This is a genomic window from Winslowiella toletana (genome assembly GCF_032164335.1).
GTDB classification, from domain to species: Bacteria; Pseudomonadota; Gammaproteobacteria; order Enterobacterales; family Enterobacteriaceae; genus Erwinia; species Erwinia toletana_A.
Genome location: NZ_CP134152.1, coordinates 2,419,869 through 2,436,711, shown reverse-complemented (window position 1 = coordinate 2,436,711; position 16,843 = coordinate 2,419,869). Strand labels below are relative to the sequence as shown.

Genomic DNA, 16,843 nt, shown 5'->3' with positions numbered 1-16,843 from the left:
AGGGGGGTGAAGCCGCCGGAAACGCCACCGGCACGGCATCGACGACGAATGATGTGACTGGCAATTTCACCTCAGGCAGATGACTGATCCGACAAAATACTTATTCCCCGTCCGTAATAATCACTAAAAATACATAAATTAAATCGTGTATCTTTCCTGCTTTTATTTCGTTAAATTTGTGTATCTTAAATGTAAGTTTTCGTAAGGGTAATTATTACCCATTTGTTCACGTTGAGAGATCACCATGCTAAACAAGTTAACGAGTATCGTTATAGCGATTGTTGGTATCGCTATGCTTTACATGGGAGGACAGCTGCTGCTGATTGGCGGCTCACCGTTCTATGTCATTATGGCTATTGGCTTGCTGGCTACGGCCATCACCCTGTTCAGAAATAAAAAAATCGCCTTATCAATTTACGCCATATTAATGTGGGTTGTCCTGCTGTGGACTGTCTATGAGGTGGGCTTTGATAAATGGCAGTGGATCCCACGCGGCGATATTATTGGCCTGATTGGTGTCTGGCTGGCGATGCCGTGGGTAGTGCGCCCATTGTATAAAGCGGCGAAGGTCTCGCCACCGCGCAAATTCCATCCTTTCCTCGGCACTACGGTAGTGGTGGTGATTGCGATGGTGATCGGCATGATGTTCTACGATCCCTATCCGCAAGCGGGGGATATCACCACTAAGCGCAATACCACAACAGATGACGTGGCGGGCAAAGACTGGATAGCTTACGGCGGCAGCACTGACGGACAGCGTTTCTCACCGCTTAACCAGATTACTAAAGAAAATGTTAACAATCTGGAAGTGGCCTGGACATACCACACCGGTGATATTCGCGACGCTGACAAAGATGCAACCGAATACACTTTCGAAGCCACGCCGCTGAAAGTAAATAACAGCGTTTATTTATGTACCCCACACAATGAAGTGCATGCGCTGAATCCTGAAACCGGTGAGCTGAAATGGAAATATCAGCCAGCGAAAGATCGCTCTTATTTGCAACAGCATCAGACCTGTCGTGGCGTCAGCTATTATCAGGCACCGGCTGCTGAAAATAATGCGGCGGACAGCACTCCAGCCATTTGCCGCAAACGTATTTTCAACGCGACCACTGATGCGAAATTAATCGCACTGGACGCTGATACCGGCAAGCTTTGCGCTGACTTTGGCAACAACGGCATTATCGATCTAGCGGCGAATATGGGAACCATTCGTCCACATGCCTTGATGCAGACTGCCGCGCCATTAGTCGCCGGTAATCTGGTTATCGTTGGTGGATCGGTTATGGATAACGGTTTTAACAGCGGTAACCCATCTGGTGTAATCCGTGCTTATGATGTTAATTCAGGTCGCCTGGTGTGGAATTTCGATCCGGCGAACCCGGAAAATACTCAGCCGATCGCCAATGGCGAAAACTATCCGCAGGACACGCCGGTTGCCTGGGCAACACTCAGTGCTGATCTGAAAAACGGTCTGGTGTATGTGCCATTTGGTAATGCTTCACCGGATGAACTGGGTATTAATCGTGACGCTGACAGCAACACGGAGAAATTCCGCGATACGCTGGTCGCGCTGGATTTGAATACCGGTGCGTTTAAATGGCGTTTCCAGTCATCAAAACATGACCTGTGGGATCGTGATAATCCGTCTCAGCCGTCACTGCTGGATATTGACTATCAGGGCAGTAAACAACCGGTAGTGATTTTACCGACCAAAACCGGCAACCTGTTTGTGCTTAATCGTCTTACCGGCCAGCCGGTCTATCCGATTAATCAGGTTGATGTCTCCACCAAGGGTGGCGTAGCGGGTGAGAAATTCTCGCCGACTCAGCCGGTATCTAAACTGAACTTTATTCCAGAGCCGCTGAGTGAAAAATCGATGTGGGGTCTGACGCCATTTGATCAGATGGCCTGCCGCATTGAGTTTAAATCTTTGCGTTATGACGGTAACCCATGGACACCGGCCACCGAAAAAGGGTCGATTATCTTCCCGGGTAATATCGGGGTATTTAACTGGGGTTCAGTGGCTGTCGATCCGCAGCGTCAGATTCTGATCGCCTCGCCGGTGCGCCTGGCTTACAAGTATAATCTGATTAAACGTACGCCGGAGAATGCGGATAAGCGCCTGTTCACCAAAGAAGGCACGCCTTACTGGAATGAGAACTTTGACGGTGACTACGCTATTCAGATTCAGCAGCTGGCATCGGGCTTAGGTATTCCTTGTATCGCGCCGCCGTGGGGTCGCATGGTGGGAGTGGATTTAACCACCGGCAAAACCGAATGGCTGCGTCGCGTGGGTACCACGAAAAATCTGAAAACGACTTTCCTGCCGGGTCGCTTCCCGATTGGTTTCCCGATGGGAATGGTGGCGCACGGTGGACCTCTGGTCACCGCCGGTGACGTGGTGTTCCATGGCGCAACGGCGGATAACTTCTTCCGTGCTTATGATATCAATAACGGCAAACTGCTGTGGGAAACCGAGCTACCGGCCGGTGGTCAGGCAACGCCTTCCACTTATCTGGGGGCGGATAACCAGCAGTATGTGGTGATTGCCGCTGGCGGTCACGGCTCGCTGGGAACCAAAGGTGGTGATGCGGTTGTCGCTTATCGCCTGAAGTAACCTGGTCAGTTGACCGATACCAAGCCTGGATGCGTCCAGGCTTTTTTTTGCCACCAAAACCCCCATTCACTCAGGTTTAACGTCTTATTTACTGTGCCAGTAAGCCACCGCACGCAGCAGTCGCTCGTCAACCTGCTGGTTTTCAACTATCTCACTCCAGGCTTTAACCGTTTTACCTTCACCGGTCAGCCACAGGTAATAATCATTTTCTGGCAGTGTCAGCTGTGCCAGGCGCTGGGCAACGGCCTGCTGATTATCGCCAATAAACCATTCAGGACTGAATGCCGGAAGATGCGAAAAATAGTCTTTGCAGGCGGCGTCCTTGACTGAAATCAGTGCTGTCACCTCAACCGGGACGGTTAATTTGCTCAGCGCTTCCAGCCGACGCAGCAGGGCGGGCATGCCGGTCTCATCACAGGCATACAGCTGCCAGCGATAATCCTCCGGCACCACCAGTGAACCGCGCGGTCCCCCAACGGTTAACCGATCTCCCGGACGTGCCTGGCTCGCCCAGTCACTGGCAACCCCTGACTGATGCAGATAGAAATCGAGCGTCAGTTCATTGCGTTCAGCATCAAACATTGGCGTGTAATCACGGGAAGCTGGGCGGATGTCATTTTCCCAGACAATGCCGTCAGCGGTGATGGTGGGGGGGGCAAAAGAGCTGCCGGGCTGTGGAAAAAACAACTTGATATGATCGTCAAAGCCCGCTGAAACAAAGCCTGTCAGATCGTCGCCGCCAAATACCAGCCGCTGAAAGCAACCGGCAATGCGCTCGCTGCTAAGCACGGTCAGGTTTCTGAAACGCAGTTCATTGCGTACGCGCTGCGGATAATTTGGCGCAGTCAGATTTTGCCTGCTGCCGGAGAGTTCTGCTGTCATCGCTTTGACCTCGAAAGTGACCCTGGCGCTAGTTGCTCGGGGAATGGACAATACGATATATCGAAAGGTAGTGTTAACTTGAAAATATAGGTTACATAATATTTCAATGAGTTGGTTTTCGATATATCTGAAATAGCTGTTATGCTGCCTGTCAGGCAGCGCTGCGGCAGGAGTTAAATGAGAACGAAACGCATTATTAATTCGGCATTAATTGGCGGCTTACCAGGTTACAGATAGTTACATTTATCGCGCTTTCATCATCTTAGCGCTGGCGTGCACAATAGCCGCCATTCGCGTATGCCGAGTCAGAAGAGGTCAGTTGCTATGTCACATCATCCCCGCCAGCGTTTTTTTGCTCATGGTGACTTACGGCTGGTGGTGCTGGATATTCTCAGCCGTAATGCCAGCCATGGTTATGAGTTGATTAAAGAGATTGAGTCGCTGACGCTTGGTCACTACACGCCCAGCGCCGGTGTAATTTATCCGACACTCGACTGGCTGCAGCAGCAGAACTTTATTGACGTCATACACGGTGAGCAGGGGCGTAATGATATCGCCATCACCGACAATGGCCGCTTCTGGCTCAATGAGCAAAGCGCGCAGTCAGAACAGATTAAACAGCGGATTAAGGCGCGGATCGTCGGCCATGAGTTGCGAAAAAATCCGGCAATGAAGCAAGCGCTGGATAATATTAAGGCGGTGCTGGACCAGAAGGTCAATCGCGAAAGCGCCAGTGAACAGACGCTGGAGAAAATTATCGCTATTCTTAATCGCGCCAGTCAGGATATTGCCGTGCTGGATTAGCGCCTGAAACCGGTGCAGAAAAAGTGACCGCACCTTTTTATACGGGTTTAACTGGCTCGCACGACGTAAATGCAGGAGAGAAAGTTTGAAGCGTGAGACGACCGCAAACCTCAGAGATGCTCTGCTGGACGGGGCGATAAAATTGTTTACCGAGAAAGGGGTGGAAAACGTCACTACCCGCGAACTCACTGATTTGTTGGGCATATCCCGCAGCCATATTTATCATTATTTTAAAAACTGGCAATCTCTGCGGCTTGCCGCCTGTTCACACTTTATGTACGCCGAGCTGAATGAGATGGCGCGAGAAGTGGAAAATCTGCCACCGCAACAGGCGCTCGATCGGCTTATCGCGCAGTATTTACCGGTCAGCGTGGATGCAAAATGGGTGCTGTATATGGATATCTGGCGGCTTGCGGTGCAGGATCAGCAGTACTCACAATTGACTACCGAGCTGATTAAGGCCTGGGATCGGCTGATGGAAAATGCGATCCTTGACGGGATTACCCTTGGCGTATTTAGACCGGTTGATGCTGCGCGCGCCTCACGTCAGTTGGGCGCTTTGATCAATGGATATGCGGATACATTAACGTTCTGTACACCGCTTCAGACACGCGACGAGGCCATTGATGAAATTAATCAGGTTATGCGGTTAATTCTCGGCCCTGCGGGATAGCGGACGGGAGCCGTAAACGGCCCCCGTGATTCAAATTACCAGGCTTTAATTGCGTCGCCTTTATACACTTCCTGCGCTTTATCGGCGACTTGTTGTGACTGGAAAGCGTCTTTCAGTTTCTGCACTTTCTCGCTGTCTTTATTATCTTCACGCGCCACCAGCGCATTAACATAAGGTGAGGCGGCATCTTCCATAAATAAGCCATCACGTGCCGCAGATAAACCGGCCTGGGCTGAGAAGTTAGTATTAATAATCGACAATGAGACATTTGGATCGTCGAGCGTACGGGTCAGTTGCGGGGTGTCGACCTCGACCAGTTTTAGCTTCTTCGGATTCTCAATAATATCCAGCGTAGTAGGCAGGTAACCCACACCCTCTTTAAGCTTAATTAATCCCTGTGCCTGTAACAGCAATAAGCTGCGGCCAAGTGTGGTCGCTTCGTTGGAAATCGTGACCGTTGCACCATCTTGTAACTCTTTGATATTTTTTATTTTATGTGAATAGGCAGCAATCGGGAAGATAAAGGTTTTGCCGACGACAGCAAATTTATAGCCGCGCTCTTTGGTCTGATCTTCCAGATAAGGCAGGCTCTGGAAAGCATTGGCATCGACGTCTTTATTTCTTAATGCTTCGTTAGGCAGAACATAATCATTAAAGGAAATAACTTCCAGATCTAAGTTATAATTATCTTTCGCGACTTTCTGAACCTCCTGCCAGATGGCCTCATCCGGTCCGGTATTAATTGCAACTTTGAGCTTATTATCTTCATCCGGTGAACAGGCGGATAAAAATAACGCAGATGTGGCGATTAACGCCGAAAAAATTACTTTCCTCATAAACTGCACTCTCCAGAATGATATTATCGCTGAAATACTATGCTATTCATTTGCTGCTGTACAGGTGACAGTTGGCGGTCGTTAAGATCAATAACGGCAAAAAGCCCTTAGTGCGCAATTCTTTCCAATACCGCCAGCGCGTTAACGGCTGTAGTAGACGCCTGTTCAACGTTTGGGGAAGAAGGATGTTAAGCAAAATTTACCGGGGTATCACGCTATGATGCCGTTTTCTAATGGTTTTTTACTCAGTCTGTCGCTGTGCCTGGATATCGGTATCGCCAATATTGCGATGATTACGCTGGCGATGCAGCGCGGTTACTTTCACGGTTTCTGGCTGGGGATGGGCACCTGTATTGGCGACCTGATTTATGCACTGCTGGCGTTGGCCGGTATGACCATTCTGCTGCAGTACGAAGCGGTACGCTGGGTGCTGTGGATCGGCGGTGGCGCGATGCTGTCACTGTTTGCTGCAAAGATGCTGCTGTCTGCCTGGCGACAGGCGCATGAAATGCCGCTGGCCGGCAGTCAGCCGGCTCGTCCACTACTGCGAGAGTTTGGGCGCGGCGTGATGCTGGCGATGTCATCGCCGAGTGCAATCCTGTGGTTTGCTACCGTTGGAGGCGCGCTGATCGCCAGAATGGGGCAGAGCGGTGCTGCGACGTCATCCTGGTTTCTCAGCGGTTTTTTTCTCGCCGGCGTTTTCTGGACCGGCATACTTTGTCTGGTGGGCAGCTTTGGCGGAAAACTGCTGGGGGCACGACTGCTGCGCTATTCGTATATTGCCTCGGCGCTGATCTTTACCTGGTTTGCTTATTACGTGATTGTGTCAGGCTATCGGGAATTTGTTCAGCTTTGATGCCACCTGATGCGCATAGTGCTGGGGCGTGGTCCCCATCACTTTGCGAAAAGCGTTAATAAAGTGGCTTTGATCGTAAAAACCAAGCAGCAGCGCGGCATCAAGTGGCGCAATGTTTTGACGCAGCATATCGCGTGCGCGATGCAGGCGCAGCTGCATATGATACTGTAGCGGCGGCATTCCGACCTGCTGGCTGAAGCGCCGAACCAGATGATATTTACTCAGGCCACTGACCTGAGCCAGCTCATCCAGCTGCGGTTTCATGGCTAAATTCTCCTGCATCCAGGCTTTCACCCTATTCACCGCCTGCTGATCCGCTTTGCCAGATCCTTCATCATCGTCCAGCAGCTTACTGCATAACAATATCAAATCTTGCTGCTGTAGCTGATGATTGCTGTGGCGGGCAGTCAGCGCAAACTGACAGATGGCCTGATGAAGCTCAGGATTATTCAATACGCCGTCATACAGTACCGGTGCAGCATTGCTGCTGCGCAGATTCTGCTGGCTGACAATCGTGCTAAGCAGCGACTGCGGCAGATGAATACTGACAAACTCGACGCTGTCGTGACCAAATTTTGACGCCTGAACGGCTGCCGGATTATACACAGTGACGTCGCCAGCACGGACGGTGGCGGTTTTGCCATCCAGCCAGATCTCCTCACTACCGCTGAGATTGGCGCTGATAACATACTCATCATGCAGATGGCGAGGAAAAGCGTCGTTAGCGGCTTTCACCCGTGAACATTCTAACCCTTTATGGCTGAACCACTCTGACGACTGAAGAGACACGGTGTGTAATCCTGAGAAGGCTTATAGCTGAATAACATCACGCCTTAAGCCAGAGTGCAATAGCAAGGCAGGCAAAACGCTGGCGCAACACAGCCTAAATACTGTTTTGATTCAATGCTCAGCCGGTTGGTGGCTGTTGCTTTCGCTGATGGTTAACGATCCCGCTAAGTTATGCCTGCGTCGAAAATAGTAAGACGATATTCATATTTAGTCCGCGGCTTTATCTGTGGAATTCTCCTGTTATAAAGTAATAAGGAGATGTGATGAGTAAACCTACCCATAATATTAAGTTTGGCCTGATGCTGCACGGCGCAGGTAGCCATATGAATTCCTGGCGCCACCGCCGGGCACCGGCCGACGCCAGCGTAAATTTTCGCTATTTTTCCGAGCTGGCGCAGCGCGCCGAGCAAGCACAGTTTGATTTTTTGTTTGTTGCCGACGGGCTGCATATTAATGAGAAATCTCTGCCGCATTTTCTTAATCGTTTTGAACCGGTGGCATTGCTGTCGGCGCTGGCGGCGGTGACTGAACGTATCGGGCTGGCAGGCACGATCTCCACCTCTTACAGCGATCCTTTCACCGTCGCCCGACAGCTGGCGACGCTGGATAATATCAGTGGAGGGCGTGCGGGCTGGAATGTGGTCACTTCTCCGCTGGCTGGCTCATCGCGTAACTTTGGCAAGCCGCATCCGGACCATAGCCTGCGTTATCAGATTGCCGAAGAGTACATTAACGTGGTGCAGGGGCTGTGGGACTCCTGGGAAGATGATGCCTTTATTCGCGACCGCGACAGCGGCGTATTTTTTGATGCCTCCAGGCTGCACAAGCTCAACCATCAGGGCGAGTTTTTCTCTGTAGAAGGGCCGCTGAATATTCAGCGCTCACCGCAGGGACAGCCGGTTATCTTCCAGGCCGGCGCTTCGGATACCGGCATCGCCCTCGCCGGAAAATCCGCTGATGCGGTATTTACCAATGCCCGTACGCTGGCTGAAGCGCGGGAATATAGCGAGAAATTACAGGCGCAAGTGGCGAGCCATGGCCGTGAGCCGGTAGGCATTTTTCCAGGCATCACGCCGATTGTCGGCAAAACGCCGGAAGAGGCCGAAGCCAGATATCAGCAGCTGCTTTCACTGCTGTCGGTGGACGATGCGCTGGCCTATCTGGGACGTTTCTTTGATCACCACGATTTCAGTCAGTATCCGCTCGACGGTCCGTTCCCGGATCTCGGCGATCTCGGGCAAAACACCTTCCGATCGACAACCGACAGCATTAAGCAGCGGGCAAAAGAGCATCAGCTCAGCCTGCGCCAGGTGGCTTATGAAACCACGCTGCCACGCGGCGAGTTTTTCGGCACTGCGGAGCAGGTTGCAGAGACCTTCATTCGCTGGGTTGAACAGGGCGGTGCCACCGGTTTTATCATTACCGGGCCGGTACTGATCGAGGCGCTGGATGATATTACCCGCACTGTGTTGCCGATCCTTGCCAAACGCGGTTACTGGCAGCCTTCTGCTGCGGCAACGCTGCGCGAGCGCCTGAATATTCCCTTTAAAACGAATCGCTATGCACAGCAGCAGCCCGCTGCAGCGCTTTACGCCAAATAAACCACTCAGGATCGATTATGCTTCAGCGAAATAAATACCGCAAAGCCCTGCTGACGGCGGTTATTGCCGCCACGCTGGTGGGATGTGACCAGGCGGCGAGCAGCAGCACGGCGGCAAGCCAGACGCCGTCAACGCCTCAGCAGGGTGGCAAGTTGCTGATCGCTATCGACACCGATCCCAACTGCCTCGATCCACAACAGGCGGGAAATAATAACTCGCTGAACATTGGCCGCCAGCTAACGGATTCACTGACCGATCAGGACAGCCAAAGCGGTGAAATCGTCCCGTGGCTGGCGACCAAATGGCAGATTGAGGACGATAACCGCCGTTTTACCTTTACCCTGCGTGATGGCGTCAGTTTCAGCGATGGCAGCGCCTTTAACGCGCAGTCGGTTAAAGAAAATTTTGAGGCGATTGTTAAGCTGGGAGCGCGTTCATCACTGGCTTCAACCTATCTGAAAGGGTTGAAACAGATCGATACTCCGGATGATCACACCGTGGTGGTGATCTTTGAGCAGCCTAATGCACAGTTTTTGCAGGCAACCTCGACCATGAGCCTCGGGTTCTTTTCTCCGGCAACGGTATCGGCGAGTGCCGAAGCGCGCTGTCAGGGTTCACTGGTCGGCAGCGGCCCGTTTGTGCTGAAACAATTTGTGCATAACCAGAAAGTCGAGCTGACGCGCCGCGATGGCTATCAGTGGCCATCGTCACTGGCGGCGCATCAGGGAGAAAGCTATCTCGACGCGGTGGAATATCGGGTGATCCCGGAAAGCGGCGTGCGTTTTGGCAGCCTGATTTCCGGTCAGCTGGATGTGAATGTTGGGGTTACGCCGCAGGATGAAACGCTGCTGCTGGCAAAAAATATCAAACTGCTGGCCCGCACTAATCCAGGGCTGGTCTACAGTCTGTTCCCTAATCAGTCCACGCCGCTGATGGCCTCGCTGCCGGTGCGTCAGGCGCTGAATCTGGCTATCGATCGCCCGGCGCTGAAACCCGTGTTGTCACGCTATCAGGCATCGGCAACCTCAGTTCTGGCTAAAACCACGCCGCTGTATCAGGACCGCAGCAGTGAGCTGAAATACGATCCGCAAGCGGCGGAAAAACTGCTGGAGGATAACGGCTGGAAGAAAGATGCCGACGGTTTTCGCAGTAAAGATGGCCAGCGTCTGAGTTTCCGCATCAGCTACTGGCAAAACGCGCCGTTTATAGAGCTGGTACAGCAGCAGGTGAAAAAAGTCGGCATCGACTTGCAGCTGGAGAAGGCCCCCATTAGCCAGGTGGTTGCGCGACAGGCCAGTGGCAGTCTGCCGGTCGATTTTTATAATCTGACGCGTTCCGATCCGGATGTGTTGCGCACGGTATTTGATGCCGGCGGCCGCAATGTTAATCATCGCCAGCCATCGGAGGTCGACAGATTGTTGTTGCAGTCCAGTCAGACGCTGGACAGCAGCGCGCGGCAAAAATATGTCACCGGGGCTGCCGACCTGCTGATAGCTGAAGGAAATGCGATTCCGCTGGTTGAACTGGCGACGGTAATTGCCACCGGTCAGAATGTGCACGGCTTCCATTTCGATGCTTCGTCCCGTTTTCAGCTGTATGACACCTGGCTTTCAGCGAAGGAGTAATGCCATGGCCGACGCCTCCATTCTGGTAACCCGGCGCTCACGCCAGCGACTGTCCCGACTGTTACAGCGCGCTGTGCAGGGCGTTGCAGTATTGTGGGCGACCTGGAGCCTGACGTTTCTGATTCTGTATATTTTACCCTCTGACCCGATCACTATCATGCTGAATCAGGGAGAACAGAGTACGGTCGATGTTGCTCAGCTGGCGGCGCTCAGAGCGCAGTATCATCTCGATCTGCCGGTCTGGCAGCAGTACGTGCTGGCCTTGTGGAAGGTGCTGCATCTCGATTTGGGGCGATCGATTGTCAGTGGTGACAACGTCACTTATCTGATTGCGCAGTCGCTGCCGTCTACGTTGCTGTTGGCCAGCAGCGCGCTGGTCAGTGCGCTGGTTGTCGGCGGTGGGCTGGCGGCGAGCGTCAGCGTATTGCCATCCGGGCGCATCAAGTCGGCGCTACTGGCGTTGCCATCACTCGGTGCTGCCTTGCCGATGTTCTGGCTGGGATTACTGCTGTTACAGCTGTTCTCATTTAACCACGCCTGGTTTCCGGCAATGGGTAATGCAGGCTGGCAATCGCTGGTATTACCGACGCTGGCGCTGACTATTCCCACCGCAGCGATGATTGCGCAGGTGATGAACCGTTCACTTTCGGAAGTGTGGCGTCGTCCGTTTATTGATGCGCTTCGCCTGAAGGGCGCAGGTACCGCGCATCTGCTGTGGCGTCACGTGTTACCTAATGCCGCTATCCCGCTGCTGACGCTGACCGGCATGATTTTCGGTAATCTGCTGGCCGGTTCGGTGATTACCGAAACCATTTTTTCACGTCAGGGGCTGGGAAGGCTGGCCGAAGGGGCCGTCTCGGCACAGGATATCCCGGTGGTTCAGGGCGTGGTGCTGACCGCCGCGGTGATTTTTGTGGCGATCAATTTTATCACTGATGCGCTTTATCCGTTACTTGACCCGAGAATTGCCGCCGGAGAAAACGCATGAGTCTGGTGTTAATCGAGAAAGCCCCACGTCGTCCGCTGGCGGTGACGCTGTGGCTAAGCGCCGCCATGCTGTTGATGGTGCTGCTGTGGGCCATTTTTCCCGGCGGATTCAGCCATCAGGATCCGCTGGCAGGTGATGCCTTACAGGCATTGCAGCCGCCGTCAGCAGCGCACTGGTTCGGTACCGACCATCTCGGGCGCGATATCTACAGCCGCAGCGTATTTGGCACCGCGCTGACGTTACAGGCCACGCTGTTCTCGGTGGCGATTGCGTTGTTTGTCGGCACGCTGATCGGTGTAGTGGCTGGCTATGCGGGCGGGCGCATCGACAGCCTGTTTATGCGAATTATCGATATCTTAATGGCGATACCCAATTTATTACTGGCGATGGCGATTATCACCGTGCTTGGTTTTGGCACGCTGAACATTGCGGTAGCGGTTGGATTGTCCTCGGTTGCCACTTTTGCGCGCCTGACGCGCGGAGAAGTGTTGCGCAGCCGCACCAATCTGTTTGTTGAGGCCGCGAGAGCCAGCGGCGTCGGACATCTGGCGATTATCCAGCGTCATATTCTGCCGCATGCGCTGGCACCGGTGCTGTCTCTGGCGGCGCTGGAGCTGGGATTTGCGCTGTTATCCGTCTCGGCGCTCAGTTTTCTTGGTTTTGGCGCGCCACCGCCTCAGCCCGAATGGGGATTGTTAATCGCCGAAGGGCGTAACTACATTGCGGCAGCCTGGTGGTACACCACGCTGCCGGGAATGATTATCGTGCTGTCGGTGCTGGCAACTAATCGGATAGCCGGATTTATTCAGGATTCTGCGGAGAAACTATGACTGAACCTCTGTTAGCGGTTGAACAACTGAGCATTGATTATCCTCGTCAGCAAGGCGGCTATTTGCAGGCAGTAAAGTCGCTTAGTTTTGCGCTGTATCCTGGCGAAGTGGTGGCGATAGTGGGAGGCTCCGGATCGGGAAAATCCACCACGGCTTCAGCCCTGGTAGGGCTACTGAGCCAGCAGGCGTTGCGACGTGGCGGCACCCTTCACTTTGCCGGTCAGCCGCTGGAAAATGCCAGTCAGCGCCAGTGGCGGCAACTGCGTGGGCTGGAGATTGGTTTTGTGCCGCAGGATCCGGCGCTGGCGTTTAATCCGATACAGACTCTGGAAAAGCAGATGCTGGAAGCATTCACCCTGCACGGCGTGCCAAAAAATCAGGCTGCCGGACGCCTGCCTGCGCTGCTGGCTGAGGTAGGCCTGAATGACAGCCAGCGCGTGCTGGCCAGCTATCCGCATCAGCTTTCTGGCGGCATGCGGCAGCGTGTGCTGCTGGCGATGGCGATGTGCCACCATCCAAAGTTAATTATCGCCGATGAACCGACCAGCGCGCTGGATGTCAGCGTGCAGAAACAGGTGCTGGATGCGCTGGCGGCGGTGGTTGAACGGCAGGGAATCGCGCTGTTACTGATTACGCACGATCTGAATATGGCGCTGGAGCGGGCGGATCGCGTGCTGGTAATGCATGAAGGCCAGCTGGTTGAAAGTGGCACTCCGGCATCGTTATTGCGCCAGACGCATCATCCCTATACTCGTCAGCTGCTGGAGGCTTCTCCGGCATTTTTAAGCGTGCCTTATCGTCAGCCAAAACCGCACAAGCAGCCGTTTATGCTGGCGGAAAAGCTCTCCAGACGGTTTATTCTGCCGGGTGGCGAGAGCTTTAGCGCAGTTGACGACGTCTCGTTTCCGGTTTATCGCGGTGCAACTACCAGCCTGGTCGGCGAGTCAGGATCGGGTAAGTCAACCACGGTGCGAATGCTGCTTGGCCTGGAACAACCCGATCAGGGCGCAGTAAATTTTGACGGCGTCAGTTTTAGCACAGCGTCGAGCTTTCAGAAATCTGACTTTCGCCGTCGGGTTCAGGTGGTTTATCAAAATCCCTATGCCTCGCTGAATCCGAAAATGACGCTGGAGGCGATTATTACCGAACCACTGCGCGCATTTCACATCGGCAATAAGCACAGCCAGCGCGAACGCGCGGCGGAATTGCTGGAGGCGGTCGAGCTTTCCACTACGCTGCTGACCGCAAGGCCATCGGCGCTGTCCGGTGGGCAACGCCAGCGGGTGGCCATTGCCCGCGCATTAGCGATTTCGCCGGAACTGCTGATTCTTGATGAACCGGTCTCGGCGCTGGACGTGGCGGTACAGGCGCAGATCCTGCGGCTGCTGGAGCGTTTACAGCGTGAAAAGGGTCTCAGCTATCTGTTTATTTCCCACGACCTGGCGGTGGTTCGTCAGATTTCTGATTATGTGGTGATTATGCAGCAGGGCAAAGTGGTCGAGCAGGGCGAGGTGCAGTCGATATTCAGCACGCCGACAGCGGCCTATACCCGTCAGCTGCTGGCCCATATACCAACTCTGCCAGTGCAGGCGCTGCGGGCGTGAAAATACAATCACTTTAGCTGATATCGCCTGGCTAATGACCGGAAACTGTACAATTAACCCGCCTGAACAGGCCTCGCGGACGACTGAGGTTGACTCAGGCGCATCGGCGCAGGCAGAATGCGTCACTCAGAAACTATCGGGTTCGGTAATGTCAGTACTGACATTGCAGGAAATCCGATGCGATACCACCCGCTACTGGTAGCGGCGATGGAAATCAGGCTTTGGCCGCGAAGGGGTTGTGGAGGCTGTATTGGCTAACCACTACCGAAAACGGTCTGGCTGCCTGGCAGTGATTCCCCATCAATATCCCCTTTGCGATGCAATGCCGGCAATGACGGTACGAAACGTTACGCCAGCGCAGTATCAGCCAACTCCTGGAGTTATCAAAAATAAAAACTCACTCCACCCGGAGCAACTATGAATTCTCAGCAACAACAGACGGCAATAATAGAAGATAAGTCGATCGATTATGTGCCGGAAGAAGAACGCCATGGGGATGCACGTAGTCTGTTTACCCTGTGGTTTTGTACCAATATTGCGCCACTCGCGGTAGTGACCGGCGCGGTGGCTACCCATACTTTTCATCTGGATATCCTCTCGGCAATCAGTGCGATTATTGCCGGGCATCTGTTTGGCGGCATTTTTCTGGCGCTGACATCGGCACAGGGCCCGCAGGTCGGTATTCCGCAGATGGTTCAAAGCCGCGCGCAGTTCGGTCGTTACGGCTCGCTGCTGGTGATTATCTTCGCCACGGTCATTTATCTCGGCTTCTTTATTTCTAATATTTCACTGTCGGGAAGGGTAATTAACAACGTGCTTCCGGCACTGAACATTCCGGCGGCGACGATTATTGGCGCGATCGCGGCAACGATCATTGGCGTAGTGGGCTATAACTTCATTCACAAAATCAACAAAATTGGCGCCTGGATCATGGGGGGATCGATGATCCTCGGCCTGTGGATGATGCTGTCGCAGCCGCTACCGGCAGACTTCCTGCACCGTGGTTCGTTTACGCTGGCCGGCTGGTTTGCCACCTTCTGTATCGGCGCGGTATGGCAACTTAGCTTTTCTCCTTATACCTCTGACTACTCCCGTTATCTTTCGGCCTCGGAAGGGATCGCCAGGCCCTTTCTCTACACCTGGCTGGGCGCGTGTTGCGGCACCATTCTGGCGTTTGTATTTGGTATGGTGGCGGTCAATATGGTCAGCGGCACCAATGATGCAATGGTGGCCGTGCGGCAGGCAACGGGCTGGCTGGGGCCGATACTGATGGTGCTGTTTCTGATCAATATCATTTGTCATAACTCGATGAATTTATACGGATCGGTGCTGGCATTGATTACCTCAGTGCAGACTTTCCTGCCCAACTGGCAGCCTGACGCCAGAGTCAGGATAGTGTTTTCACTGTCGGTGCTGGTGGGGTCGGTGGCAATCGCGCTGGCCGCTTCCGCTAACTTTGTAGAAGTGTTTCTGAATCTGATTTTTGCGCTGATTTCAGTGCTGATCCCATGGTGTATGATCAACCTGATCGACTTCTATCTGATTAACAAACAGCAGTACGATACTGACGCGATTTTCAGTGCAGACGGCGGGCGTTATGGCTTACTGAACTCGCGGGCGCTGCTGGTATATGCCGGGGGTATCGTGGTGCAGATCCCCTTTGTAGAGAACGCTTTCTTCTCCGGCCCCTGGTCCGGGCTGGTGCCGGGTGCGAATATCTCCTGGGTAATCAGTATGGTGGTGACCGCCATTGCTTATCCGCTGTGCTGCCGACGGTATCCGACCTGGGTGGCGCGACACGCGTAATCATCTTGCCCGGCGACGCCGGGCTTTTTATTATTTGCGCTCAGGCAGCAGATCAATCATCACTTCCAGCTGAGGAGTTTTCACTCCGCGCCGCCAGATTAACCAGGTCGACAGCCAGCGCCACGGCTCTTCCGGGGTACAAACAACGACCTGCTCATTGCCGGGCATGCTGTTTAACATGCTACGTGGCAGCATCGCCAATCCGGCACCGGCAATGACGCAGGCCAGCATGCCGTGATAGGACTCCATTTCGAAAATCTTGCCCGGCGTGGCCTGGTCGGCATGAAACCAGTTCTCAAAATGACGCCGGTAGGAGCAATTGGCGCGAAAAGCATAAATATTGACGCCACTGACTTCGCGCGCGCGGGTGAACGGTTTTTGCTTGGCTGGCCCGATAATCACCATCTCTTCGTCAAACACCGGAATACCTTCAATTGCCGGATGGGTCACCGGTCCATCAATAAACGCCGCCGAGATCTTACCTTCCAGCACGCCATCCAGCATAGTGCCGGACGGGCCGGTAGTGAGATCCAGCAGAATGCGCGGATAATTACGGTTGTATTCGGCCAGCAGGCCAGGGATGCGCACCGCGGCGGTGCTTTCCAGCGAGCCCAGGGTAAAGGTACCCTGCGGCTCTTCACCGCTCACCGCCTGACGGGCTTCTCTGACCAGCGATAAAATTTGTGTGCTGTACTGCAACAGACTGTGGCCAGCTGGCGATAACCGCAGACGCTGGCTTTCACGGATAAACAGTTCCACTCCAAGATCGGTTTCCAGCTGGCGAATGCGGGTAGTGACATTGGATGGTACGCGGTGCACCTGCTTTGCAGCGGCGGAAATACTGCCGGTTTCAGCCACCGCAGTAAACATTTCTAACTGGGACAGGTTCATCTCTTTCTCATTTAGTGAAAACCAACTGCTGAATT

The 16,843-nt window shown here is 53.6% G+C and carries 14 protein-coding genes; 10 read left to right on the top strand and 4 right to left on the bottom strand.

Annotated features, from left to right (window positions below; genetic code table 11):
• The first annotated feature begins 244 nt into the window (after positions 1-244).
• The gene (locus RIN69_RS11480; protein WP_313857534.1) at positions 245-2,623 is read left to right on the top strand and encodes a membrane-bound PQQ-dependent dehydrogenase, glucose/quinate/shikimate family; all 2,379 of its coding nucleotides are present in this window, start codon (positions 245-247) and stop codon (positions 2,621-2,623) included.
• A gap of 84 nt (positions 2,624-2,707) precedes the next feature.
• On the opposite strand, the gene RIN69_RS11475 is transcribed toward RIN69_RS11480, so the two are convergent.
• Complete coding sequence (locus RIN69_RS11475; protein WP_313857533.1) at positions 2,708-3,505, bottom strand: siderophore-interacting protein; 798 nt, start codon at positions 3,503-3,505, stop codon at positions 2,708-2,710.
• Between the two features lie 297 nt (positions 3,506-3,802).
• Between RIN69_RS11475 and RIN69_RS11470 the strand changes: the two genes are divergently transcribed.
• Both RIN69_RS11470 and RIN69_RS11465 read left to right on the top strand, forming a co-directional pair.
• A complete protein-coding gene (locus RIN69_RS11470; RefSeq protein ID WP_313857532.1) occupies positions 3,803-4,309 on the top strand; it encodes a PadR family transcriptional regulator in 507 nt (168 codons plus the stop codon).
• An 85-nt stretch (positions 4,310-4,394) separates the two neighbouring features.
• Positions 4,395-4,982 carry a TetR/AcrR family transcriptional regulator gene (locus RIN69_RS11465; RefSeq protein WP_313857531.1) on the top strand — a complete coding sequence of 196 codons (588 nt, stop codon included), beginning with the start codon at positions 4,395-4,397 and terminating at the stop codon, positions 4,980-4,982.
• A gap of 35 nt (positions 4,983-5,017) precedes the next feature.
• On the opposite strand, the gene RIN69_RS11460 is transcribed toward RIN69_RS11465, so the two are convergent.
• Positions 5,018-5,818, bottom strand: a complete 801-nt coding sequence (locus tag RIN69_RS11460) for a MetQ/NlpA family ABC transporter substrate-binding protein (RefSeq protein WP_313857530.1) — start codon at positions 5,816-5,818, stop codon at positions 5,018-5,020.
• Positions 5,819-6,035: 217 nt separating this feature from the next.
• Here RIN69_RS11460 and RIN69_RS11455 point away from each other — a divergent pair, with 217 nt between their 5' ends.
• Positions 6,036-6,674, top strand: coding sequence for a LysE family transporter (locus tag RIN69_RS11455; RefSeq protein WP_313857529.1), 639 nt, complete (start codon positions 6,036-6,038; stop codon positions 6,672-6,674).
• Here the strand turns inward: RIN69_RS11455 and RIN69_RS11450 are convergent.
• Positions 6,645-7,463 (bottom strand): AraC family transcriptional regulator, encoded by an 819-nt coding sequence (locus RIN69_RS11450; protein WP_313857528.1) that lies wholly within the window; start codon positions 7,461-7,463, stop codon positions 6,645-6,647. The genes RIN69_RS11455 and RIN69_RS11450 overlap by 30 nt on opposite strands.
• Before the next feature lie 263 nt (positions 7,464-7,726).
• On the opposite strand from RIN69_RS11450, the gene RIN69_RS11445 reads away from it, so the two are divergent.
• The 6 genes from RIN69_RS11445 (at position 7,727) to RIN69_RS11420 (ending at position 15,917) form a co-directional block, all read left to right on the top strand.
• Entirely contained in the window at positions 7,727-9,064 is a 1,338-nt protein-coding gene (locus tag RIN69_RS11445; RefSeq protein WP_313857526.1) for an LLM class flavin-dependent oxidoreductase, read from the top strand.
• A 17-nt stretch (positions 9,065-9,081) separates the two neighbouring features.
• Positions 9,082-10,689, top strand: a complete 1,608-nt coding sequence (locus RIN69_RS11440; RefSeq protein ID WP_313857524.1) for an ABC transporter substrate-binding protein — start codon at positions 9,082-9,084, stop codon at positions 10,687-10,689.
• A 4-nt stretch (positions 10,690-10,693) separates the two neighbouring features.
• Positions 10,694-11,677: an ABC transporter permease gene (locus tag RIN69_RS11435; protein ID WP_313857522.1), complete on the top strand. Its 984-nt coding sequence runs from the start codon at positions 10,694-10,696 to the stop codon at positions 11,675-11,677.
• Positions 11,674-12,507 carry an ABC transporter permease gene (locus RIN69_RS11430; protein ID WP_313857519.1) on the top strand — a complete coding sequence of 278 codons (834 nt, stop codon included), beginning with the start codon at positions 11,674-11,676 and terminating at the stop codon, positions 12,505-12,507. The genes RIN69_RS11435 and RIN69_RS11430 overlap by 4 nt, the downstream gene beginning before the upstream one ends.
• Positions 12,504-14,111 (top strand): ABC transporter ATP-binding protein, encoded by a 1,608-nt coding sequence (locus tag RIN69_RS11425; RefSeq protein ID WP_313857517.1) that lies wholly within the window; start codon positions 12,504-12,506, stop codon positions 14,109-14,111. The genes RIN69_RS11430 and RIN69_RS11425 overlap by 4 nt, the downstream gene beginning before the upstream one ends.
• A gap of 417 nt (positions 14,112-14,528) precedes the next feature.
• Positions 14,529-15,917, top strand: a complete 1,389-nt coding sequence (locus tag RIN69_RS11420; protein ID WP_313857515.1) for a purine-cytosine permease family protein — start codon at positions 14,529-14,531, stop codon at positions 15,915-15,917.
• Between the two features lie 30 nt (positions 15,918-15,947).
• Here RIN69_RS11420 and ptrR read toward each other — a convergent pair whose 3' ends face one another.
• Positions 15,948-16,808, bottom strand: a complete 861-nt coding sequence (gene ptrR / locus RIN69_RS11415) for a putrescine utilization regulator PtrR (RefSeq protein ID WP_313857514.1) — start codon at positions 16,806-16,808, stop codon at positions 15,948-15,950.
• Positions 16,809-16,843 lie beyond the last annotated feature (35 nt).